Annotated in this window: 18 protein-coding genes; 12 read left to right on the plus strand and 6 right to left on the minus strand. The window is 63.7% G+C overall.

What is annotated here, in order from left to right; genetic code table 11:
• Positions 1–6: 6 nt before the first annotated feature.
• Positions 7–1,092, minus strand: coding sequence for a 3-isopropylmalate dehydrogenase (leuB, locus tag ACW5W4_RS16570; protein WP_427261387.1), 1,086 nt, complete (start codon positions 1,090–1,092; stop codon positions 7–9).
• Positions 1,089–2,651 (minus strand): 2-isopropylmalate synthase, encoded by a 1,563-nt coding sequence (gene leuA / locus ACW5W4_RS16575; protein ID WP_427261388.1) that lies wholly within the window; start codon positions 2,649–2,651, stop codon positions 1,089–1,091. Before leuA ends, leuB begins: the two co-directional genes overlap by 4 nt.
• A 409-nt stretch (positions 2,652–3,060) precedes the next feature.
• Here leuA and ACW5W4_RS16580 point away from each other — a divergent pair, with 409 nt between their 5' ends.
• The 7 genes from ACW5W4_RS16580 (at position 3,061) to ACW5W4_RS16610 (ending at position 10,149) form a co-directional block, all read left to right on the plus strand.
• Complete coding sequence (locus tag ACW5W4_RS16580) at positions 3,061–3,684, plus strand: TetR/AcrR family transcriptional regulator (RefSeq protein ID WP_427261389.1); 624 nt, start codon at positions 3,061–3,063, stop codon at positions 3,682–3,684.
• A 112-nt stretch (positions 3,685–3,796) separates the two neighbouring features.
• The gene (locus tag ACW5W4_RS16585) at positions 3,797–4,300 is read left to right on the plus strand and encodes a phosphatase PAP2 family protein (RefSeq protein ID WP_427261390.1); all 504 of its coding nucleotides are present in this window, start codon (positions 3,797–3,799) and stop codon (positions 4,298–4,300) included.
• A 64-nt stretch (positions 4,301–4,364) separates the two neighbouring features.
• Positions 4,365–5,474, plus strand: coding sequence for an MJ1255/VC2487 family glycosyltransferase (locus ACW5W4_RS16590; RefSeq protein WP_456690120.1), 1,110 nt, complete (start codon positions 4,365–4,367; stop codon positions 5,472–5,474).
• Positions 5,475–5,544: 70 nt separating this feature from the next.
• Positions 5,545–5,697, plus strand: coding sequence for a hypothetical protein (locus ACW5W4_RS16595; RefSeq protein ID WP_408797846.1), 153 nt, complete (start codon positions 5,545–5,547; stop codon positions 5,695–5,697).
• Between the two features lie 381 nt (positions 5,698–6,078).
• Positions 6,079–7,797 carry an acetolactate synthase 3 large subunit gene (locus ACW5W4_RS16600; protein WP_456690121.1) on the plus strand — a complete coding sequence of 573 codons (1,719 nt, stop codon included), beginning with the start codon at positions 6,079–6,081 and terminating at the stop codon, positions 7,795–7,797.
• Between the two features lie 79 nt (positions 7,798–7,876).
• Positions 7,877–8,371, plus strand: coding sequence for an acetolactate synthase small subunit (gene ilvN, locus ACW5W4_RS16605; RefSeq protein ID WP_041992687.1), 495 nt, complete (start codon positions 7,877–7,879; stop codon positions 8,369–8,371).
• Between the two features lie 215 nt (positions 8,372–8,586).
• Positions 8,587–10,149: an EAL domain-containing protein gene (locus ACW5W4_RS16610; protein WP_456690122.1), complete on the plus strand. Its 1,563-nt coding sequence runs from the start codon at positions 8,587–8,589 to the stop codon at positions 10,147–10,149.
• A gap of 65 nt (positions 10,150–10,214) precedes the next feature.
• On the opposite strand, the gene ACW5W4_RS16615 is transcribed toward ACW5W4_RS16610, so the two are convergent.
• Together ACW5W4_RS16615 and ACW5W4_RS16620 are read right to left on the minus strand one after the other, a co-directional pair.
• On the minus strand, positions 10,215–11,396 hold the full coding sequence (locus ACW5W4_RS16615) for an aminotransferase-like domain-containing protein (RefSeq protein ID WP_456690123.1): 1,182 nt from the start codon (positions 11,394–11,396) through the stop codon (positions 10,215–10,217).
• Between the two features lie 193 nt (positions 11,397–11,589).
• Entirely contained in the window at positions 11,590–12,666 is a 1,077-nt protein-coding gene (locus ACW5W4_RS16620) for a M20/M25/M40 family metallo-hydrolase (protein ID WP_456690124.1), read from the minus strand.
• Positions 12,667–12,881: 215 nt separating this feature from the next.
• Here ACW5W4_RS16620 and trmB point away from each other — a divergent pair, with 215 nt between their 5' ends.
• The 5 genes from trmB to ACW5W4_RS16645 all read left to right on the plus strand — a co-directional run bounded on the left by trmB (position 12,882) and on the right by ACW5W4_RS16645 (position 16,602).
• Positions 12,882–13,595, plus strand: a complete 714-nt coding sequence (gene trmB / locus ACW5W4_RS16625) for a tRNA (guanosine(46)-N7)-methyltransferase TrmB (RefSeq protein WP_408775155.1) — start codon at positions 12,882–12,884, stop codon at positions 13,593–13,595.
• A gap of 15 nt (positions 13,596–13,610) precedes the next feature.
• Positions 13,611–13,943, plus strand: coding sequence for a 50S ribosome-binding protein YggL (locus ACW5W4_RS16630; protein WP_041992702.1), 333 nt, complete (start codon positions 13,611–13,613; stop codon positions 13,941–13,943).
• A gap of 84 nt (positions 13,944–14,027) precedes the next feature.
• The gene (gene glsB, locus ACW5W4_RS16635; RefSeq protein ID WP_427261396.1) at positions 14,028–14,948 is read left to right on the plus strand and encodes a glutaminase B; all 921 of its coding nucleotides are present in this window, start codon (positions 14,028–14,030) and stop codon (positions 14,946–14,948) included.
• 28 nt (positions 14,949–14,976) lie between these two features.
• Positions 14,977–16,272 carry a rhodanese-like domain-containing protein gene (locus tag ACW5W4_RS16640; protein WP_456690125.1) on the plus strand — a complete coding sequence of 432 codons (1,296 nt, stop codon included), beginning with the start codon at positions 14,977–14,979 and terminating at the stop codon, positions 16,270–16,272.
• A gap of 120 nt (positions 16,273–16,392) precedes the next feature.
• Positions 16,393–16,602, plus strand: coding sequence for a YgdI/YgdR family lipoprotein (locus tag ACW5W4_RS16645; protein ID WP_408797829.1), 210 nt, complete (start codon positions 16,393–16,395; stop codon positions 16,600–16,602).
• Positions 16,603–16,656: 54 nt separating this feature from the next.
• Here ACW5W4_RS16645 and ACW5W4_RS16650 read toward each other — a convergent pair whose 3' ends face one another.
• Together ACW5W4_RS16650 and ACW5W4_RS16655 are read right to left on the minus strand one after the other, a co-directional pair.
• Positions 16,657–20,337, minus strand: a complete 3,681-nt coding sequence (locus ACW5W4_RS16650) for an ATP-binding cassette domain-containing protein (RefSeq protein ID WP_456690126.1) — start codon at positions 20,335–20,337, stop codon at positions 16,657–16,659.
• Between the two features lie 95 nt (positions 20,338–20,432).
• A complete protein-coding gene (locus ACW5W4_RS16655; RefSeq protein WP_456690127.1) occupies positions 20,433–21,707 on the minus strand; it encodes an alpha/beta fold hydrolase in 1,275 nt (424 codons plus the stop codon).
• Positions 21,708–21,759 lie beyond the last annotated feature (52 nt).

Below are 21,759 nucleotides of genomic sequence, written 5' to 3' on the forward strand. Positions count from 1 at the left end.
TTGCCATCAGATGCGCGCGGCGATCTGGCTGCCCATGTCGGCGGTGCTCTGCACCGGGTGCTTGGCGCTCGCCTGGTGCAGATCGGCGGTGAAGTAGCCTTCTGCCAGGGTCTGGGCCACGGCCTGCTCGATGGCCTGGGCGGCCGCTTCCTGGTCGAGGCTGTAGCGCAGCATCAGGGCGGCGGAGAGGATCTGGGCGATGGGGTTGGCAATCCCCTTGCCGGCGATGTCCGGGGCCGAGCCACCGGCGGGCTCGAACAGGCCGAAGCCGGATTCGTTGAGGCTGGCGGAGGGGAGCAGCCCCATGGAGCCGGTGATCATGGCGCACTCGTCGGAGAGGATGTCGCCGAACAGGTTGGAGCAGAGCAGCACGTCGAACTGGGACGGATCCTTGATGAGCTGCATGGTGGCGTTGTCAATATACATGTGACTGAGGGCCACATCCGGATAGGCCTTGGCGACCTGGGTCACCACCTCGCGCCACAGGATGGAGGAGGCGAGCACGTTGGCCTTGTCGATGGACGTCACCTTGGAGTGGCGTACCCGGGCAGCCTGGAAGGCGAGGTGGGCGATGCGTTCTATCTCGAAGCGATGGTACACCTCGGTGTCGAATGCCTTCTCGCTGGCCCCGCTCCCCTCGCGTCCCTTGGGTTGGCCGAAGTAGATGCCGCCGGTCAGCTCGCGCACGCAGACGATGTCGAAGCCGCGATCCGAGATGTCGGCCCGCAGGGGAGAGAACTGTTCCAGGCCGGTGTAGATGCGGGCCGGACGCAGGTTGCAGAACAGTTTGAAGTGGGCACGCAGGGGCAGCAAGGCGCCGCGCTCCGGCTGATCGTTGGGCGGCAGATGCTCCCACTTGGGACCACCGACCGAGCCGAACAGCACCGCATCCGCCGCTTCGCAGCCCTGGATGGTGCTCTGCGGCAGGGGGGTGCCGTGGTTGTCGATGGCGATGCCGCCGACATCAAAGCGATCATAGTCGAGGGAGAAGCCGAATTTGGCCTGCACCTTGTCCAGCACCTTGATGGCCTCGGCCATCACTTCCGGGCCAATGCCGTCACCCGGCAATACTGCGATCCGATAACTGCTCATACTGTCTCCGTCTTGGTATTGTTATTGCGTCCCATCTGTTCGGCGACCTGATCGGCGCGCCAGATGCTGTTGATCACGTGGACCAGGGCCTGGGCCGAGGATTCGATGATGTCGGTGGCCAGCCCCATGCCATGGAACTTGCGCCCCTTGTACTCGGCGACGATGTCGACCTGGCCGAGGGCATTCTTGCCTTCCCCCTTGCCCTTGAGCTCGTACTTGTCGATGCGGATATCGATGCCGCTGATGCGATTGATGCACTGGTAGACCGCATCCACCGGGCCGTTGCCGGTGGCCGCTTCGCAGACCAGATCCTGACCCACCTTCAATTTCACCGAGGCGGTGGCCAGCACAGAGCTGCCGCTCTGCACCCCGAGGTACTCCAGCTTGAAGTGCTCGGGCTCCTCGTGGATCTGGCTGAAGAAGGCCAGTGCCTCGAGGTCGTAGTCGAACACCTGCCCCTTCTTGTCGGCCAGGGTCAGGAACTTGCCGTAGAGATGGTCGAGGTCATAGCTGCTCTCGGCGTAACCCATCTGCTCCATGCGGTGCTTGATGACGTGGCGGCCGGAGCGGGAGGTCATGTTCAGGCTGTTCTGGGTCAGGCCTATGCTCTCGGGGGTGATGATTTCGTAGGTGTTCTTCGCCTTGAGCACGCCATCCTGATGGATGCCGGAGCTGTGGGAGAAGGCATTGGCGCCGACGATGGCCTTGTTGGGCTGCACCGGCATGTTGCACAGCTGGCTGACGAGCGTGCTGGTGCGGTGGATCTCGTTGTGACGGATGTTGGTGTGCACCCCGAGCAGATCGGCGCGGGTTTTGAGGATCATCGCCACCTCTTCCAGGGAGCAGTTGCCTGCCCGCTCGCCGATGCCGTTGATGGTGCACTCTATCTGGCGCGCCCCCATCTGCACGGCGCCGATGGAGTTGGCCACCGAGAGGCCGAGATCGTCGTGGCAGTGCACCGAGATGATGGCCTGATCGATGTTGGGTACCCGGTTGAACAGGGTCTGGATGATGCCGGAAAACTCGGTCGGTACCGTGTAGCCCACGGTATCCGGAATATTGATGGTGCGGGCGCCGGCCTTGATGGCAGCCTCCACCATGCGGCAGAGGTTGTCGATGGGGGTGCGGCCCGCATCCTCACAGGAGAACTCCACGTCGTCTGTGTAGCGGCGGGCATGTTTGATGGCGCTAACCCCCATCTCCAGCACGTCCTCGAAGCTCTTCTTCAGCTTGCTCTCCACATGGATGGAGGAGGTGGAGATGAAGGTGTGGATGCGAAAGGCGTCGGCGACCCGCAGGGCTTCGCCGGCGGCATCGATGTCCTTGGGCAGGGCGCGGGCCAGGGCGCAGACCCGGCTGTTCTTGATGCTGCGGGCGATGGTCTGCACCGATTGGAAGTCGCCGGGGGAGGAGACCGGGAAGCCCACTTCCATGACGTCGACGCCGAGCCGCTCCAGGGCAAAGGCTATCTGCAGCTTCTCCTTGACCGTCAGACTGGCCGCCAATGCCTGCTCACCATCACGCAAGGTGGTATCGAATATGATGACCCGATTTGACATCTGTTTTCCCTCTTCCTAAGTGCTTTGGTGTGCATCCTGCCAATGGCATAAAAAAACCCGTGCAGGTTGCACGGGTTTTTGTAATGACCGGCTTTGCCTGAGCCCGGCTACAAGGATCCCGCGCGAGGAGTCGCGATTAGGGAAACTAGTAGTAGGCGAGCGGCAATACCCATGAGGTGAACAATCCTTCCAGTCAGTCATGCTTTACCAATATCGAGTTTTTTATGCTGTGTCAATCGGACTTTACCCATGGGATCCCCTGCCTTATTTAATCGAATTGTAAAGGAGTGCAAATTTCCTTGTTCCATGTTCCGCCATTGCTCGATTATCCGGTCATTCCTGCTGCACTCAATCGTCTGAGCAACCGGATCGACTTATCAGCCTTTCGCGCATTCATTCGAGGTATTTCATGGAAAAACGCAGACCCGGTCGCCCGGTCGGACGATCAGACATTCGTGACAAGCTGCTCGCCGCCGCCCGTGAGCGCTTTCTGACCACCCCCTACAGCAAGGTCACCACCCGGGAGATCGCCGAACGGGCCGGCTCCAATCTGGCGATGATCCACTATTACTTCGGCAGCAAGGAGGGGCTCTATCAGGCCGTGCTGGGGGATGTGGCCGAGCCGCTGGAGCAGGCCTGGCAGGATGAGAGCGGCCATCGCAGCCTCAATGATCTGCTCAGCACCTACTACCAGGTGATGGCCCCCAACAGCGAGCTCACCTCCGCCATCTCCAGCGCATTATCGACCGAGAAAAGCCCTGGGCGGGATTTTGTGCTAAATCGCCTCCTCGAGCGTCAGATGCCTCAGTTCGATGCCTTGCTGAGCGCCATGCGAGAGAGCGGCGAGCTCGGTGGTGACGTGGATCCCGAGATGCTCAAGGTCTCCTTCCTCAGCATGATGTGGCAGCCTTTCGTGATGAAGGAGCTCTATGAGCAGGTGTTTGGCCTGACCGTCGACGAGCACTTCATGAGCCGTCTGGCGGATCACAATTGTCGCCTGATGGAATCCGGGCTGCGTCTGGGCCTTAACTGATCGGCGCCAGGGCCGACGGGCCCTGCCATTCATCAATCTGTTATCCCCTCTTCACCTGACTGTCATCATGCTGCCTTAGCCTGTGGATCCCGGATGGCGAGAGGCGAGGGCGATGAACAAAATTCAGCAATGGGATCTGCGGGTGTGCCGGCTCTGTCTGCTGCATCCCTATAACCGGCCATTGGCCAGCGCCAGCCGTCTCGTCTCCCACAGTGGTGACGGTCCCCTCTATCTGCTGGCCGCCGTGCTGCTCTGGCAGCAGGGCAGCCGGGGCCAGGATGCGGTGGAGGCGGCGCTGTTCGCCTTCGCCCTGGAGCTGCCCCTCTATCTGCTGCTCAAGAACAGCCTGCGCCGGGCTCGTCCCAGCGGCCTGCCCGTCTTCATCACCCCCTCGGATCGCTACAGCCTGCCCTCCGGCCACACCGCCGCCGCCTTCCTGATGGCCACCGTACTGGCGGCCAGTTATCCCGAGTGGACGAGCGTGCTGTTTGCCTGGGCCAGCCTGGTGGCCGCCTCGCGCCTGCTGCTCGGCGTTCACTATGGCAGCGATCTCATCGCCGGTGCCCTGCTCGGCATGGGCTGCGCCAAGCTGGCCCTCGGCTGGGGTCAGGGATGAGGCGGCCCATGGTGCGAGGCGTGCCGAGGTACGGCCAGCCTCCTCTCCGGAATGGGGGGCTGGCATGAAGATACTGTTCGGGGTTCAGGGCACGGGCAATGGTCATATCAGTCGCAGTCGCACCCTGGGCAGAGCCCTGGCCGAGCGGGGGATCGAGGTCGATTACCTGTTCAGCGGCCGGGCGCGGGCCGGCTATTTCGAGATGGAGACCTTCGGCGACTATCGCAGCTTCGATGGCATCAGTTTCGTCAGTCGGGCGGGGCGGGTGCATCCCTGGGACACCTTGCGCCAACTGGCGCCGCTGCGCTTCTGGCAGGATCTGAAGGGGCTCGACTGCGGTGGCTACGATCTGGTGATCAGCGATTTCGAGCCGCTCAGCGCCCATGCGGCGAGGCGCCAGGGCGTGCCCAGCATCAGCATCAGCCATCAGGCCAGTTTCCATTGGCCCGTGCCTCGCTGGGGGGAGAACCGGCTCAGCCAGCAGTTGATGCGCCATTATGCCCCGGTGCGCCAGCGGCTCGGACTGCACTGGTTTCACTTCGGTCACCCCCTGCTGCCCCCCATCGTCGATGCCATGCGCCCGACCCCAGACAACCAGAGCATCCTGGTCTATCTGCCGTTCGAGCAGCCAGATGCCATCGCCGCCCTGCTGTCGCGCTTCAGCCAGCACCATTTCGTCTGTTTTCACCCCGCGATCACAGCGGCGAACGAGTGGCGCAACATCCGCTTCGAGCCCCAGGCCAGGGACGGTTTCAAGGCGCTGCTCTGTGGCTGCCGTGGCGTCATCTCCAATGCGGGCTTCGAGCTGGCCTCGGAGGCGCTGTCGCTCGGCAAGAAGCTGCTGGTCAAGCCCCTGGGCGGCCAGTTCGAGCAGTTGACCAACGGCAAGACCCTGGAGCTGATGGGGCTGGCCCAGCTGATGGACAGCCTGGATGCCAATGGGGTGCGCCGCTGGCTCGATACCTCGGCGCCGGGCCCGATAGTCTACCCGGATGTGGCGGCGGCCCTGGCGCTCTGGCTGGCGGAGGGGGCCGAGGAGCCCTTGCTGAGCCTGTCGCGTCGGCTCTGGGCCAAGACCCTGTTTCCCGAGGAGGTGGGGGACAGGCTGAGCGAGCTGGCGGAAGGGGAAGCCGTTGGCTGCGCCTGGTTGTCCCAGCTCGGCGCCCTGGAGTGATGAACCGAGATCCCAGCCCTGGGCCGGCATGGACTAAACTGATGGAGCCCCATAGCTGAGGACAAGCAAGATGCGTTTTACCAACGAAAACGGCGAAGTGATGAACCTGGCGGACAGCCTGACTCTCCATGAGTTGATCGATATGGGGGTCAGCATCTCCGTCTGCGAGGAGACGGATCCGGATCAACAGATCTGGTTGGCCGAGCCAGACGATAACCCCTGATCTCCCCCTGTCATGCCCATCCCGTCGGGATGGGCATTCCCCTGCCGATATTTCTCTCCCTAGCATGATCCGCTGTTCCCTCGCGAAACGAGCAGGTAATCGTGCCGTTTTTCTCAGGCTGCTCACTAAATGTTAATGGCTGTTTGAAATTTATGACTGTTGTTGTCAGACAAAGCCGTGGACAAGCCGGTGGAAGCGGGTTAACTTGGTTTTTCACCCCATTTTATGGGGGAATGATGGACAAACCCTATTTTTCAACTATCGCGCTCCGTACTCGCCCCGTCTGATAGCGAATCAACAACAGACAGACAGGGTGGTGCCGGGAAGCAGCGGAGCCGTCGATAGAATTGCTAAACGGAGCAAAGCCTGGAGGGCTTTATCATGGAGATGTTATCAGGCGCTCAGATGGTGGTACGTGCGCTGGAGGATCAGGGGGTTGAGCATGTGTTCGGCTACCCGGGTGGCTCGGTGCTCGACATCTATGACGCTCTCTTCGAAAACGGCAAGATGGAGCACGTGCTGGTTCGCCACGAGCAGGGCGCGGTGCATATGGCAGATGGTTACGCCCGATCCACCGGCAAGGTGGGCACTGTGCTGGTGACCTCGGGGCCGGGGGCGACCAACTGCATCACGGGGATCGCCACCGCCTACATGGACTCCATCCCCCTGGTGATCCTGTCCGGCCAGGTGCCGACCAGCATGATCGGGGAAGATGCGTTCCAGGAGACCGACATGATCGGTATCTCCCGTCCCGTGGTGAAGCACAGCTTCCTGTGCAAGACGGCGAGCGACATCCCCGACGCCATCAAGAAGGCCTACTACATAGCCGCAACCGGCCGCCCGGGGCCCGTGGTGGTGGACTTGCCGAAAGACGTGCAGAACCCGAAAGAGAAGTTCCCCTATCAGTACCCCGAGTCCGTTTCCCTGCGCTCCTACAATCCGACCAAGGCCGGGCACAAGGGCCAGATCAAGCGGGCTGCCAAGCTGCTGACCGAGGCGAGCCGCCCGGTCATGTACGTGGGCGGCGGCGCCATCAACGCCAACGCGGATCAGCTGGTGACCCGGCTGGCGGAGCTGCTGAACCTGCCGGTGACCACCACGCTCATGGGGCTTGGCGCCTTCAGCGGTACCCATCCGCAGTTCATCGGCATGCTCGGCATGCACGGCACCTTCGAAGCGAACAAGAGCATGCACAACGCGGATCTCATCTTCGCCGTGGGTGCCCGCTTCGATGACCGCGTGACCAACAACGTCGCCAAGTTCTGTCCCAACGCCACCGTGGTCCATATCGACATCGACCCCACCTCCATCTCCAAGACGGTGCAGGCCCATGTGCCCATCGTCGGCTCGGTGGAAACCGTGCTGCAACAGATGCTGGATGTGATCGGCGAGTGCGGTTTCGACAACGACAAGCAGGCGCTGACGGACTGGTGGGAGCAGATCAACCAGTGGCGTTCGCGCAACTGCCTGGCCTACGAGACCCACCCCACCCTGATCAAGCCCCAGCAGGTGATCGAGACCCTCTACAAGGTGACCAAGGGGGAGGCCTTCGTCGCCTCCGATGTGGGCCAGCACCAGATGTTTGCCGCCCTCTACTATCCGTTCGCCAAGCCGCGCCAGTGGATCAACTCCGGGGGCCTCGGCACCATGGGCTTCGGCATTCCCGCCGCCATGGGGGCCCAGTTTGCCAACCCGGATGCGGTGGTCTGCTGCGTCACCGGTGACGGCTCGGTGCAGATGAACATCCAGGAGCTCTCCACCTGCATGCAGTACGGGGTGCCCATCAAGATCATCTCCATCAACAACCGGGCGCTGGGCATGGTCAAGCAGTGGCAGAAGATGTTCTACGGCGGCCGTCACAGCCACTCCTACATGGAATCCCTGCCCGACTTCGTCAAGCTGGCGGAAGCCTATGGCCACGTCGGCATCGCGGTGAGCGATCCGGCGGAACTGGAGAGCGCCATGGAGAAGGCCTTCGCCATGAAGGACAGGCTGGTGTTCATGGACATCTCGGTCGACCCCGATGAGCACGTCTATCCGATGCAGATAAAGTTCGGCGCCATGGACGAGATGTGGCTGAGCAAGACGGAGAGGACCTGACGATGGGATATATCATTTCAGTCGTACTGATGGATCACGCCGTCGATGAGATGTGGCTGAGCAAGGCGGGGGAAATCTGATGAGACATATAATTTCCGTTCTGCTGGAGAACGAATCCGGCGCCCTGAGCCGTGTGGTGGGCCTCTTCTCCCAGCGCGGCTACAACATCGAGACCCTGACGGTGGCCCCCACCGAGGATCCCACCCTGTCGCGCATGACCATAGTCACCATGGGTGACGAACGGGTGCTCGAGCAGATCCAGAAGCAGTTGCACAAGCTGGTGGACGTGCTCAAGGTGTGTGACCTCAGCGAAGGGGAGCACATCGAGCGGGAGATCGCCCTGGTCAAGGCCCGCGCCGCCGGTGGTGCCCGGGACGAGCTGAAACGGCTGGCGGATATCTTCCGTGGCCAGATCGTCGATGTCACCCCGGATCAATACACGGTGCAGCTGGTGGGCACCAGCGAGAAGCTGGACGCCTTCATCAAGACCGCCGCCCAGACCAACGAGATCATCGAGGTGGTTCGCTCCGGGGTGTGCGGCATCTCGCGCGCGGAGAAGTCTCTGCGCGCCTGAGTCTCCGCTTGTCGACGAAGAGCCCTGCGGGGCTCTTTTTTATGGTGGCGAGCCCCTGGTGCCTCGCCATGGGATGGCCGACCGGGTGGAGGGATACTATTAACTTCATTGTTTATAACGAGCCGGCAGCAGAAACTGTTATCAAGCGTCACATTTGAACCTGTATGATCGCTGCCTTTTTCGCCATCCTTTTTCTCCATCAATGTGGGGTGACCATGCCATTTCGCCGCTTCAAACCGCGCCAGCAGCTCAGACGAGGAGCCCTGGCAAGCCTGGTCTTTGTGCTGATCCTGTTGCTCGGCGCCGCCATCATCGGCTGGCAGACGGTGAGGGAAATGCGCAGTGACATCCATGCCAGGCTGAGCCATGCCCGTGACATGTTCGATCGCACCCTGGATAACGCCCATCAGGCGGCCATGGCGGTCAAGCCCTTGCTGGGTCAACCCTGTGCCGATGCCAAGCAGATGCTGCGCCGCCAGGTGGCGACGGTCCCGGACGTGCGCTCGGTCAACCTGACCCTGGGCAAGCGCATCTATTGCACCTCCCTCTATGGCGAGTATGACCAGGATTACGATCCCAGCGGCTATGTGCAGGGGCAGCTGGATCTGCTGCCGGGCAACCCGGTCACGCCGGACCGCGCCCTCATCGTCTATCGCAACCTGGGAGAGGAGGGCAGTGTGCTGGTGAGCGTCGATGGCTACTACCTCCATAACACGCTGCGCCTGATGAGCCGCGAGACCCCCATGGCGTTTCAGGTCGGCCAGCGCTGGATGGGCAGCCGGGGCGAGGTGCAAGATGGCGCCCCCAGGCTGGAGGGGGACAGGTTCGGCATCATCTCCCAGCGCTATGCCTATCACCTGAGTTCGCACATCACGCCGCGCCAATACTGGCTGCGCGCCTGGAACTACAGCAATGGCAGCATGGCGCTCTACACCCTGCTGGCGCTGCTGGCCGGTGGGGTGACCTTCTGGATCACGGGGCGACCCGTCTCCCCTGAGCAGGAACTGGCGCGCGCCCTCTCCAAGGGGGAGTTCATCCCCTATCTGCAACCCGTGGTGGACGGGGAGGGGGAGCGTTGCACCGGCTGCGAGGTCTTGATGCGCTGGCAACACCCCCAGCAGGGCATGATACCGCCGGATCGCTTCATCCCCATGGCGGAGGCCTGTGGTCTCATCACCCCCATGACCAGCGCCCTGATGCGCCAGGTGCGGGAACGTTTCGCGCCAAAGGTGCACTTGCTGCCCGCCGGCTTCCATTTTGGCTTCAACATTTGCGCCCGCCACTGCCAGGATCTGAGCCTGGTGGACGATTGCCGCGCCTTTCTGAGCGCCTTCAAGGATAACCCCATCAAGCTGGTGCTGGAGTTGACCGAGCGCGAGCTGATCGAGGTCACCGAGGTGACGGATCGCCTGTTCGCCGAGCTGCACGATCTCGGGGTCTTCATCGCCATCGATGATTTCGGCACGGGCCACTCCAGCCTCACCTACCTGCAGAAGTTCCAGGTCGATTTCCTCAAGATTGACCAGAGCTTCGTCGCCATGATCGGCTCCGACGCCCTCTCCTGCCACATAGTGGACAACGTGATCGACCTGGCGACCCGGCTCGGCCTCATGATGGTGGCCGAAGGGGTGGAAAACCGGGTACAGGCGGACTATCTCAAGGCGCGCAGCGTCGATTATCTGCAGGGCTATCTCTTCAGCCGTCCCCTGCCCATGGGGGAGTTCGAGCAGAGCTTGTTCAGCCTGCTCCCGGCAGAGGCACCGGCCCGCATCGCCTGAATCTCGGGTGTGAAAAAGCGGCCATCTGGCCGCTTTTTTTGTGCTCATTGTCCCTGGGACCAGGCTCAGAGCATGCGCCTCATGGCGTTGCACAGCCGCTTTATCCCCTCTTCCGTAGTCGCCTCGTCGACGCAGGAGAAGCTCAGGCGCAGGGTGTTCTGGATCTCGGGGCGCACATAGAAGGGGGCGCCGGGCACGAAGGCCACCTTCTCCTTGATCGCCTCGTCGAACAGGGCCATGGCGCTGACGCTCGAAGGCAGGGTCAGCCAGAGGAACATGCCTCCCTCGGGGCGGGTGTAGCTGACGCCGGGCGGGCAGTGACGGGTCAGCGCGGCCTCCATGGCGGCGCGCTGGCGGCCATAGACCTCCTTGATCTTCTCCAGATGGGCATCCAGCGAGTGGTCGGTCAGGAAGCGGTGCAGCACCTGCTGGCTGAAGGCGTTGCTGTGCAGGTCGGTGGCCTGCTTGGCGATGGTGACCTTCTTGCGCAGCCAGTCCGGCACCAGCATCCAACCCAGACGGAAGGCGGGCACCACCGTCTTGGAGAAGGAGCCGAGCAGTACCGTATTGTTCGGCGCCAACTTGGCGATGGGAGGCAGGTGCTCCCCCTCGAAGCGCAGCTCGCCGTAAGGGTCGTCTTCCACCATCAGTAGATCGTGGCGCACCAGCCGCTCGGCCAGGGCTTCGCGGTTGGCACGACTGTAGGAGACGCCGCTCGGGTTCTGGAAGTTCGGCACGCCGTACAGCAGCCTGGCGCTGGAACCCTGCTCCAGCAGCGCGTCCAGCGCCGCCAGGTCCAGCCCGGCTTCCCCGAGCGCGATGGGCTTGAAATTCGGTTGATAGACGGAAAAGGCCTGGATGGCGCCGAGGTAACCCGGCTCCTCGATGATGAGATCCTGCCCCTCGTCCACCAGCACCTTGCCCAGCAAGTCCAGCGCCTGCTGGGAGCCGCTGGTGATCAGGATGTTGTCCGGGTTGACGCTCATGCCGTGGCGGCTCAGGTAGCGGTCGGCGATGTACTGGCGCAGCGGCTCGAAGCCCTCGGTGGTGGCGTATTGCAGCGCCGCGGCTCCCTGCTCGCGCAGCACGTCCTGGCAGGCTTGCTCGATGGCCTTGACCGGGAACAGGTTGGGATTGGGCAGGCCGCCGGCGAAGGAGATGATCTCCGGATTGGCGGCGACTTTGAGGATTTCACGGATAAAGGAAGGCTCGACCTTCTCGAAGCGCTGGGCAAAAAACGGCTGCATAGGACTCTCTCTGACGGGTAGGCGGTCGCTCCATTCAACCGCCAAGTTATCCGTTTGTATCAGATTTAAAAAATGAGGCAATGGCTGTCACAAAAATCCATAAAAAAGGGCAGGTTTGGCACCTGCCCATATTTTATCGTCCCGACCCGTCATCCCTTCGCCAAAACCGCTGCGCCCCGGTGGGTTGACACAGCTAGAGACCGGGCTCGCGCAGGAAGCGGATCAGGATCTCGGTATTGGCGCCGAGCTGCTGCTCGATCCGGCCCGGGAAGAGTTCGGCCATCTTGTCGAGGCGATCATGGCCGGTGTGCCAGATCTTGCCCCACTGGGTCTCGCTGTCTCGATCGCAGGCGCTCTTGCTGGCATCGTCGTAGCAGTCCCACAGCGCCGGATGGGTGCTCTGGGAGTAGCCGTCGTAACCGTCCTGGCCATTGATGGTGAAGTTGGTCGCCTCCACGTAGGCGATAGGCACCCCCAGGCAGGCGAACGGTGCATGATCCGACCAGCTGCCGGTCTCCCCTTGCGGGTAGCCGTCGTAGCTGGGGTGGATGGCGAACGGCGTGGCGGTCAACTCGGAGAGCGCCAGCAGGCGATCCCGCACCCTGGGATCATGGCTGTAGCGCGCCGGATCGGCGCAGCCATATTCGGCTTCATCCGAGTGGGCGGAGTGGACATAGACGATGTCGCCCCCGGCGATGGTGTCGTAGTTGACCATGGCCAGCAGGGCGTCGATGGCGGCCTCATCCAGGCTGGCGGCATAGGCTTTGGATCCGTTGAGGCCGTTCTCCTCGGCGCCGAAGAAGGCGAAGCGCACCGTATGGGGCAGGGACTGGCCCTGGAGCGCTTCGGCGACCGCCAGCAGGGCCGCGACCCCGGCGCCGTTGTCGGTGGCCCCTTCCGAGCCTTCATCCTCCCCCGTGCTGTCGTAGTGGGCCCCCAGCAGGATCACCTTGTCGCTCTGGCCCCTGAGCTCGGCGACGATGTTTTGGGATTGTTTCTCGGTACCGCCCCGGGTGTAGGTGAACGGCTGGTTTTGCACCTCATAGCCCCAGCCTGCCAGCTTGTCCTGGATCCAGTCGGCGGCGCGGGTTTCCGCGGCGCTGCCGGTGGGGCGGGCGCCAATGCCCTCGGCGCTCGAGCCGAGCTGGGTCAGGTACTCGAAGGCCTGTTCGGCCGGAGTGGGGGCGGCGGGGGCCTGTGACTCGTTGCTTGAGGTGTTGCAACCGGCCAGCAGGGCGGTGAGGCAGAGGGCGACAAGGGGCTTTTTCATACTGCAATCCTTTGTTGTATATGATGTTATCGGCGCGAAGCAGGATGCCCCCGCGGGAAGCCGGATTCTGTGAACCCGCTGGCAATGGCCGCAGGCGCGGCACGAACCCAACCCGCCTGGGTCATTTGTTGTCGGAAAGACTTGCGCCTTGGGCCCATCTTGGGATAATTCGCTCCCCTGTTTGTGCCGATAGATGACATAACGAGTAATCCAATATGCCAGTGACCCAAGACGAATTTAACGAAGACGGCAAGTTCATGCGCAAGATCCGCAGCTTTGTCCGTCGTGAAGGCCGCCTGACCAAGGGTCAGGAGAAGGCCCTGGCCGAACAGTGGCCTGTCATGGGGATCGATTTCGACACGGCTCCGCTGGATTTCGTCGCCCTGTTTGGTCGCGATGCCCCCGTGGTGCTGGAGATTGGCTTTGGCATGGGCGCCTCCCTGGTCGAGATGGCCAAGCATGCCCCTGAGAAGAACTTCATCGGCATCGAGGTGCACACCCCAGGGGTGGGTGCCTGTCTGGGCAGCGCCCAGGAAGCCGGGGTGACCAATCTGAAGGTCATCTGCCACGATGCGGTCGAGGTGCTGGAGCACATGATCCCGAACGGCTCGCTCTCCTGCCTGCAGCTGTTCTTCCCGGATCCCTGGCACAAGAGCCGTCACCACAAGCGCCGCATCGTGCAGCCCGCCTTTGCCCAGGATATTCGCCAGAAGCTGGCCATAGGTGGCGTCTTCCACATGGCGACCGACTGGGAAAACTATGCCGAGCACATGCTGGAAGTGATGAGCGCCGCCGAAGGGTACGAGAACACCTCGGCCCATGGCAACTGGGTGGAGCGCCCCGAGTGGCGTCCGCTGACCAAATTCGAACAACGGGGCCATCGTCTGGGTCACGGGGTCTGGGATCTGATTTTCAAACGCGTTAACTGAACCTGAGGAGCTGTCATGGCAAACCGTAGTCGCCGTCTGCGCAAGAAACTGCGCGTCGAGGAGTTCCAGGAACTGGGATTCGATCTGAGCTTTAACTTCCCGGTGAACACAGCCGAAGAGACCATAGATGCCGTCATCGATGCCATGATCGATGAGGTGATCGAGCCGCGCAAGCTGGCCTTCGCCGGTTCGGGCCACCTGGCCTGGGAGGGGATGATCTGCACCCAGGCCCTGGGCAAGTGCACCGAGGAAGACCGCGCCGCCATCAAGGGCTGGCTGGACGCCAAGGGCATGGAGGCCGTCGAGGTCACCGAGCTGTTCGACCTCTGGTATGGTGAACCGGCCTGATTGGGCCAGCATGAAAAATCCCGCCGCTGGCGGGATTTTTGTCGGTGGGGTGGCTGACCCCGTTTTGAGTTGTGGAACCTCTCAATGCAGTTGTCATCGCAATTACTGGAAAGCATTCTCGATGAAGTGCGTCCCCTGCTGGGACAAGGCAAGGTCGCCGACTATATCCCGGCCCTGGCGCGGGTGTCGGGGGACAGGCTCGGCATGGCGGTCTGCACCGTGGAGGGGGAACTGTTCACCGCCGGGGATGCGGACGAACCCTTTTCCATCCAGAGCATCTCCAAGGCCCTGAGCCTCACCCTGGCGCTTACCCTCTATCGGGAAGAGGAGATCTGGGCCCGGGTCGGCAAGGAGCCCTCGGGTCAGCCTTTCAACTCCCTGGTGCAGCTCGAGTTCGAACATGGCATTCCCCGCAACCCCTTCATCAACGCCGGCGCCCTGGTGGTGAGCGATCTGCTGGAGACCCGGCTGACGGCGCCGCGCCAGCGTACCCTGGAGCTGGTACGCCGCCTGGCCGGCAACCCCGCCATCGTCGCGGATGCCGTGGTGGCCCGCTCCGAATATCAGCATTCCGCGCGCAACGCCGCCATCGCCTACCTGATGAAGTCCCACGGCAACTTCCACAACGAGGTGGACAAGGTGTTGCAGAGCTACTTCAACGCCTGCGCCATCCGCATGAGCTGCGTCGATCTCGCCCGTACCTTCGTCTATCTGGCAAATCGCGGCCTGCCGCTCGGGGCGAGCGAGCCCCTGCTGCCGGCGCGCACCACCAAGCAGGTCAATGCCCTGCTCGCCACCTGCGGCCTGTACGACGAGGCCGGGGATTTCGCCTATCGGGTCGGCATGCCGGGCAAGTCCGGGGTCGGCGGTGGTATCATGGCGCTCATCCCGGGTGAGCTCTGCGTCTGCGTCTGGTCACCCGAACTGAACAAGGCCGGTAATTCGCTGGCAGGCACGGCGGCCCTTGAGCTGCTGTCCGGGCGCCTCGGCCGCTCCATCTTCTAATTGCCATCCATCAAAAGTGAGCACGTCAATGAAACACGCGATTCGGCTGCTGCTAACCGCCACCACCAGCCTGCTGCTCTGGTTCAGCACCCCTGCCGGGGCCGACGAACTGGCCCCGCTCTCCCTCGAGGAGGCGAAGGCCCAGGGCGCCATCCTGATCGACACCCGTCCCAGCCACTTCTACCAGGGCTGGCCCATGGCAGGGGAGCAACAGGGCGGGCACGTGGCGGGGGCCGTGAGCCTCTCCGCCGACTGGAAATATGACGACGAGCAGTGGCCCCAGGCCCTGAGTGCCAAGGGGCTGGATGCCAGAAAGCCGGTCGCGCTCTATGGCGAGGAGAAGGGGCTGGCCGAGGTGGCCCGTCTGCTGCGCATGCGCGGCTTCCACCAACTCTATGAGCTCAAGGGCTGGCAGCAGGCCGAGCGTGTCCACCTGGCCCGCTGGCAGCAGCTCGTCTATCCCCAGTGGCTGGCGGATCTGCAGGCGGGCAAGCCGGTGGCGGCCGCTCCCAAGGGGGACTGGAAGCTGTTTGAAGTGGATTGGGGGGCCCCCAAGGCCTTCCTGCTGAGCCATATCCCGGGGGCGGGTTACATCGACACCAACAGCCTGGAGCAGGAGCCGCTGTGGAACAAGGTGTCCGATGCCGATCTGGAGGCGCTGCTGCTCAAGAATGGTATCCGCCACGACACCAGCGTCATCCTCTATGGTCGCAACTCCATGGCCGCCGCCCGGGCCGCCCACCTGCTGATGTATGCCGGCGTGGCTGACGTGCGCCTGCTCGATGGCGGCATCGATGCCTGGTTCGCCGCTCACCTGAGTACCGAGGCGGGTCTACCGAAAAAGTATGAGGCTGTCGCGTCATTTGGGGCCAAGATCCCGCTGCATCCCGAGTACCTGACCTCCACCGAGCAGGCCAAGGCCCTGCTCAAGCAGGCCGACGGTGCCCTGGTAAGCATCCGCACCTGGGACGAGTTCACCGGCGAGACCTCAGGCTACAGCTATATCGACGCCAAGGGGGACATACCGGGCGCCAAGTGGGGACACGGTGGCGTGGATGCCAACAGCATGAGCGACTTCCACAACCCGGATGGCACCATGAAGCCCCAGGGGGAGATCCTGGCCATGTGGCAGCAGTGGCAGATAGCGCCAGAGGCGCAGACCGCCTTCTACTGCGGCACCGGCTGGCGCGCCTCGGAGGCCTTCTTCTACGCCTGGCTGATGGACTGGAAACGGATCAGCGTCTACGACGGCGGCTGGTATGAATGGAGCTCGGATCCCGCGAACCCCAGGGTGAGTGGGGAACGCAAGCCCAGCGCAGAATGAGAAACAAGGCCGGATCCTATCCGGCCTTTTTGTGGGCGCTCCCGACGCTGCACCTTGGCCCCGTGAGCTAGGCTTTCTGGGTGATCCCTCATGGGGAGGGGCAGGCAAGGAAGATGGACGATGAGAGTCACCATGGTATTACTCTGCTGCGTGCTGGGCATGACCGCATGCAGCTCCCAATACATCATGAGCACCCGGGATGGCAGGATGATCGCCACAGACAGCAAGCCCAGGCTGGATGAGAGTACCGGCATGTACCGCTACCATGACTCGGAGGGGCGGGAGGTGATGATCAGCAAGGAGGATGTGACCCAGATAATGGAGCGTTGAACGCATCTTGTCGCATGAACAGGGCTGCCAGGGGCAGCCCTGTTGCGTATGGCATCAGGCTATCTGATCTATCTGCCGGTTGACCTGACCGGCGAACAGCTGATGGAAACGGGAGGCGGGGTTGGCCAGCAGGCTGACCGGCGATCCTTGCTCCACCACTGTGCCCGCCTCCATCACCACCACCTTGTCGAGGGAGAGCAGGGGTTCCAGATGATGGGCTATCACCAGGTAGCTGGCCTCTGGCCGATAGCGGTAGAGCAGCTCGGCCATCTCGCGCATGCCGCCGTGACTCAGATCCGAGGTCGCCTCGTCCAGCACGATCAAGGGGCGGTGGGAGAGCAGGATGCGGGCGATCACCAGCAGCTGGGTCTCACCGGCGGAGAGCTGCAGCTGGTCGAGATCCTCATCCAGCCGGCCGGCGCAGCGATCGCCCAGGCCCACCCGTCTCAGTGCCTCCATCAGCCGTTCATCCTGGCGAGCCCTGTCGCGGACGGGATGCTGGTCTGACCCAGACCCAGACCCAGACCCCGGCAGTGGCATGGGGGCGACATTCGCTGCCATCTTGGGGGCCAGTGGCGGTGTGGCAGGCCCCTCGGGATCCGCCAGGGGGGCCAAGTTGGCCCTCAGGGTGCCGAAGAAGGTGAGGGGAGTCTGGGAGACGGTGTCGTAGAGATCCCGTACCGCCTCCGGATCCAGGGTCGAGAGGGGCTGATCGCCGTAATAGATCTCCCCCTGGGTGGCGGGATACATGGCCTGCAAGGCGCCGAGCAGCGAGCTCTTGCCCGCCCCGGTGCGCCCGCACACGCCGACTTTCTCACCCGGGGCCAGCTCGAAATTCACGCCGTGCAGGGCCCACTGGCTCGCCTCTGGGTAGCGCAACCCAAGGTCGGCGAAACGCACGGCCGGATGGGCCATCTGCAGGGGCGCTCCCTGCTGGCGCTCGCTCTCTATCTCGCTGTATTCCCGCACCCGTTCGACCGCATTCATCATCTGCTCCACCTCGGCGAAGTTGCGGATCAGGGCATTGAGCATGGCCGAGGTGGTGAAGGCATAGGTGATGGCCACGGCGCCGAACAAGGTGCTGTCGCTCAGGGCGACCATGATGGCCACGGCCCCCACCAGGGCGGCGGAGAGCAGGGTCTGGTGCATGCCGAGCCAGCGGTTGATGGAGGTGGTGGTGTACCAGCTGCGCAGGTTGTTGTCATAGTGCACCAGCACCTGATCCAGGGCGTACCGCTCGGCGCCGGCCAGACGCAGGGCGGGGGCGCCGCGTATGGTCTCGCCGATGCTGATGTAGAGCGGCGAGCGCAGCACAGAGGCCTGGCGTCTGAGCTTGAGCTGCACCGCCCGGTAGCGGCGCTGCAACACATAGAGGGCCCAGCCCACCAGGGGGGCGACCAGCAACAGCAACGGCAGGTTGATGCCGATCACCAGCACCTGCAGCAGCACCGAGATCAGCATGCCGACCAGGCCCACCAGCATGGGGAGCAGCGTCTCCTGGGTCTCTGCCAGATCCCGATCGAAGCGGTTGAGGATGCGCCCCTGGGGCACCTTGTCGAAGAAGGCCATGGGGGCGCGGCTGATGCGGCCCAGCATGCCGTCGAACAGACTCCAGGCGAGCCTGAGTCCCAGCTTGTAGTTCAGCACTCGCACCAGGGTGATGCAGAGCAGGGATCCCAGGCCCAGGGCCGCGTAGATGCCGATCAGGGGGGCGAGCGCCGTGTCTTCTGCCCGTCCGCCGAGCCAGAGATCCGAGGCGATGCGCAGCCCCTCCTGCCCCAGGGTCAGCACCAGGATCAGGAGGATGAGGCCGGGGGCCTGGAGCCGCCGCCAGAGAAAGCCGAACAGCCCCCAGTCCACCTTGCCTTCCACCATCTTCTCCTCGCTGAACCGCTCCTGCTCCCGGGGGGGAAGGAGGGGGGCATCGGACGGGCTCCCCGGCAGATCTACCAGCTGGCGCGGGGCCAGCTCGGTCAGGCTGCCCCCCTCGATGGCAAAGACCCGATCGCAGCGGGCCAGCACCTCGGGGTCATGGCTCACCAGCAAGCGGGTCGGGCCGGGGCGGAAGCTCAGCCCCAGGCGCAGCACCTGGGCCGCGACCAGGGGATCCAGGGCCGAGAGGGGGTTGTCCAGCAGCAGGATGTCGGCCCGGGTATAGAGGGCCCTGGCCAGGGCCACCCGCTGCTGCTGGCCGCCGGAGAGCCGGGTGCCCAGCTCGCCCACCAGGGTCTGATCCCCATGGGCGAGCAGGGCCAGATCCCCGTTGAGGGTACAGGCCTCCAGCACCCAGAGGTAGCGGGCCTCGTCCCAGGGCTGGCCGAACAGTATGTTGTTGCGGATGCTGTCGTTCATCAGCCAGGGCTTGTGGCCCAGGTGGGCAACCCGGCCGTGGCGGCGGATCTCCCCTTCGAACTCGTCATCGAAGCCGGCAATGAGGTGCAGCAGGCAGCTCTTGCCAGCCCCGGTGGCCCCCGTGATGCCGACCAGCTCCCCCGGCGCTATGGCCAGGTTGACCCCGGTCAGCACGGCGTGCTGCCGATGGTGGGTGCTCACCCCCTCCAGCACGATTGCCCCTCTGGCCAGGCGTTCATCGTCGAGGCTGCGGTGCTGCTCCGGACTGTTGAGCAGTTCGCACAAGCGGCTGAAGCCGGTATTGAAGTTGATCAGGGTGCGGATGAGATAGGGCAGGCGCTGCATGGGGATGCGCAGCACGGCGAACAGGGCGATGGTGGTGAACACCTGGGGCAGGGTCAGGCGCTGGCCCGACACCAGGTAGGTGATGAAGGTGGCCAGGGTGACCAGCAGGGGCGTGCCCAGCATGAGGGCATCATTGATGGCGTCGAGCCTGAGCACCCGGCCGAGCACTCTGAGCTCCTGCTGGCGTTTGCGCCGGGCCGTCCGGGTGAAGAAGGGGCCGAGCCCGTTCTGGCGCACCAGCCGCAGCTTCTTGATGTATTCGGCCAGGATGCCGTTGCGCTCGTCCTGACTGTGCTTGAGGCGCTGCTCCTGCTGGTTCATGCGCCGGATCAGCCGGGTCGAGAGCAGCAACAGCAGCATGAGCACGGCGCAGCCCACCAGGCCAGCATGGCCCACCTGCCACACCAGCAGGGCGACTGTGCCCGCCAGTTGCAGCAGCAGGGTCACCGGCATGGCGGGATCGGCCAGGATCCAGGTGATGTCCCAGACGTCCCGATTGATGAGGTTCTGCACCTTACCACCGGCCCTGTCGTCGAAGCTCTTGCCGCCGAGCTTCATCACCTTGGCGAGCAGGGCCTCCGCCAGCAGGCGGCGGATGGGGACATGCATCTTGAGGGAGAGCTGCAGGGCGTGCTCAGACAACATGCCGGCGGCGAGCACGGAGGCGAACAGGGCCAGGGCCAGCAGCAGCTTGTGCGCCGTGGTGGCGCCGGCGCCCAACTGGGTCATGACGTGATTGAGCAGCCAGGGGCTGGCCAGGGTCGCCAGCATGGCCAGCAGCTGCAACAGGGTGAGCAGGCCGATGCGGCTGCCGTAGTGACGCCAGATGTGGCGGGTGATGAGCCAGGGGCGTACCGGCTGGCGGGCGGTCAGGGCCAGGAACTCATCGGCCCTGGCATCCCGGCTGTCCTGGGGCAGCAGGGGGTAGAGATCGTCCAGGCTGACGGCGCTCTCCCGCAGCCCCTTGCGCTGCAAGGGGGAGGTCCAGTGATAGAAGAGGCGGCTCAGCCAGCTCGCCGAGAGTTCCGGGTGATCCAATGGGTGTCCTTATTATTGTGTTGCTTCCATGGGCAGGGCGGCTCATGGGCCGCCCTCGAATTTGTTGTCATGTTGCAGGCGCGGGCCTGGCGGGATCAGCGGTCCCGGTTCAGCCGGATGAGCCTGTCCAGGATCTGCTCCCCATCGGCGCGCAGGCCGTTGTGCTCATATTCGTTGGTGATCCAGGCGCGGCTGTTGCCCAGACCCTTGAGGGTGTCGCGGCAAAAATCGAACTCCACATACATGTCGTCGGCATAGACGGCGCAGGCCACCGGCACCCGGTTGCGGGCCAGCTGGGCCGGATCGTAGAGGGGGCCCCAGTCCGCTTTTTGGGCCAGCAGGTGGGCGGCCTCCTTCAAGGGAATGAGCTCGCGGAACTGCTCGAACATCCAGGGGAAGATCATCTCGCCGGTGAAGGCGAAGTCCTGGCCCGGCGCCCAGGCCAGCGCGGGATGCTCGGCGCGCACCCGCTCGGCCGCCCAGTCGCTGGCGCGCCCCTCGCAATAGATGGCCTCGTGCAGTATGGCGAAGATGGGGTGGGCGTTGAACGGCTGCATGGCCTGCACCTGATAGAGGAAGGCGGGATTGATCCGCTCGCCGATGAAGGCGTCCTCCAGCAGGAAATAGAGTCCCTCGAAGGCGCCGCTGGCCCCCAGATCCAGCCCCTGCTGCTGCAACTGCTCCACCGTCAGACGCTGGCCGTTGGGCAGGTGCACCTCGTGGCTGTGCAGGTGCCTGGCCAGCCGGTTGGCGATGGCCTGGGCATGGGGGAAGCGGGTGAAGAAGGCGCGGTTCTTGTCGGCGACCCGGCGATAGGTGGCGCGATAGACCTCATCGGCACTGCGGCCAAGGGGGGGGATCCCTCCCGTGATATAGACCTCGTCCAGGGCGGCGGGAAACAGGGAGAGATAGGTCAGGCAGCAGAAGCCGCCGAAGCTCTGGCCGAGCAGGCTCCAGGGCCTGTGGGGCGAGAGCTCGGCCCGGATCAGCTCGGCGTCGCGCACTATGTCGTCTGCCCGAAAGTGGCTCAGGTAGCCGGCCTGCTCAGGTGGGCTCATATGGGCTAGCGCATCGGCGCTGACCGGGGTGGAGTGGCCAGTGCCCCGCTGATCGAGCAGCAGCACCCGAAATTCCTGCAAGGCTCGCTTGAGCCAGCCGTTCTGGTTGGTGGGGCGGGGGGCACCAAAGCCCGGGCCCCCTTGCAGATAGAGCAGCCAGGGCAGGTCGGCGTCCAGCTTGTCCTTGCGACAGAGGGTACGGGCGAACAGGGTGAGCGCCGGGCCCCCCGGCTGCCGGTGATCGAGGGGAACGGTGAACAGCCGGGGCTCACACAGGACGCCATCCAGCACATAACTCAAGGGGCGATTCATCTGGCCTTCTCCCGAAACGAGGCGATGGGGGGAGCCACATCATAACCATGGC

This window comes from Aeromonas crassostreae (assembly GCF_054052445.1).

Coding starts and splice junctions, on each gene's coding strand:
- leuB (WP_427261387.1), bottom strand. CDS start 1,092: ATGAGCAGTTATCGGATCGCAGTATTGCCGGGTGACGGCATTGGCCCG.
- leuA (WP_427261388.1), bottom strand. CDS start 2,651: ATGTCAAATCGGGTCATCATATTCGATACCACCTTGCGTGATGGTGAG.
- ACW5W4_RS16580 (WP_427261389.1), top strand. CDS start 3,061: ATGGAAAAACGCAGACCCGGTCGCCCGGTCGGACGATCAGACATTCGT.
- ACW5W4_RS16585 (WP_427261390.1), top strand. CDS start 3,797: ATGAACAAAATTCAGCAATGGGATCTGCGGGTGTGCCGGCTCTGTCTG.
- ACW5W4_RS16590 (WP_456690120.1), top strand. CDS start 4,365: ATGAAGATACTGTTCGGGGTTCAGGGCACGGGCAATGGTCATATCAGT.
- ACW5W4_RS16595 (WP_408797846.1), top strand. CDS start 5,545: ATGCGTTTTACCAACGAAAACGGCGAAGTGATGAACCTGGCGGACAGC.
- ACW5W4_RS16600 (WP_456690121.1), top strand. CDS start 6,079: ATGGAGATGTTATCAGGCGCTCAGATGGTGGTACGTGCGCTGGAGGAT.
- ilvN (WP_041992687.1), top strand. CDS start 7,877: ATGAGACATATAATTTCCGTTCTGCTGGAGAACGAATCCGGCGCCCTG.
- ACW5W4_RS16610 (WP_456690122.1), top strand. CDS start 8,587: ATGCCATTTCGCCGCTTCAAACCGCGCCAGCAGCTCAGACGAGGAGCC.
- ACW5W4_RS16615 (WP_456690123.1), bottom strand. CDS start 11,396: ATGCAGCCGTTTTTTGCCCAGCGCTTCGAGAAGGTCGAGCCTTCCTTT.
- ACW5W4_RS16620 (WP_456690124.1), bottom strand. CDS start 12,666: ATGAAAAAGCCCCTTGTCGCCCTCTGCCTCACCGCCCTGCTGGCCGGT.
- trmB (WP_408775155.1), top strand. CDS start 12,882: ATGCCAGTGACCCAAGACGAATTTAACGAAGACGGCAAGTTCATGCGC.
- ACW5W4_RS16630 (WP_041992702.1), top strand. CDS start 13,611: ATGGCAAACCGTAGTCGCCGTCTGCGCAAGAAACTGCGCGTCGAGGAG.
- glsB (WP_427261396.1), top strand. CDS start 14,028: ATGCAGTTGTCATCGCAATTACTGGAAAGCATTCTCGATGAAGTGCGT.
- ACW5W4_RS16640 (WP_456690125.1), top strand. CDS start 14,977: ATGAAACACGCGATTCGGCTGCTGCTAACCGCCACCACCAGCCTGCTG.
- ACW5W4_RS16645 (WP_408797829.1), top strand. CDS start 16,393: ATGAGAGTCACCATGGTATTACTCTGCTGCGTGCTGGGCATGACCGCA.
- ACW5W4_RS16655 (WP_456690127.1), bottom strand. CDS start 21,707: ATGAATCGCCCCTTGAGTTATGTGCTGGATGGCGTCCTGTGTGAGCCC.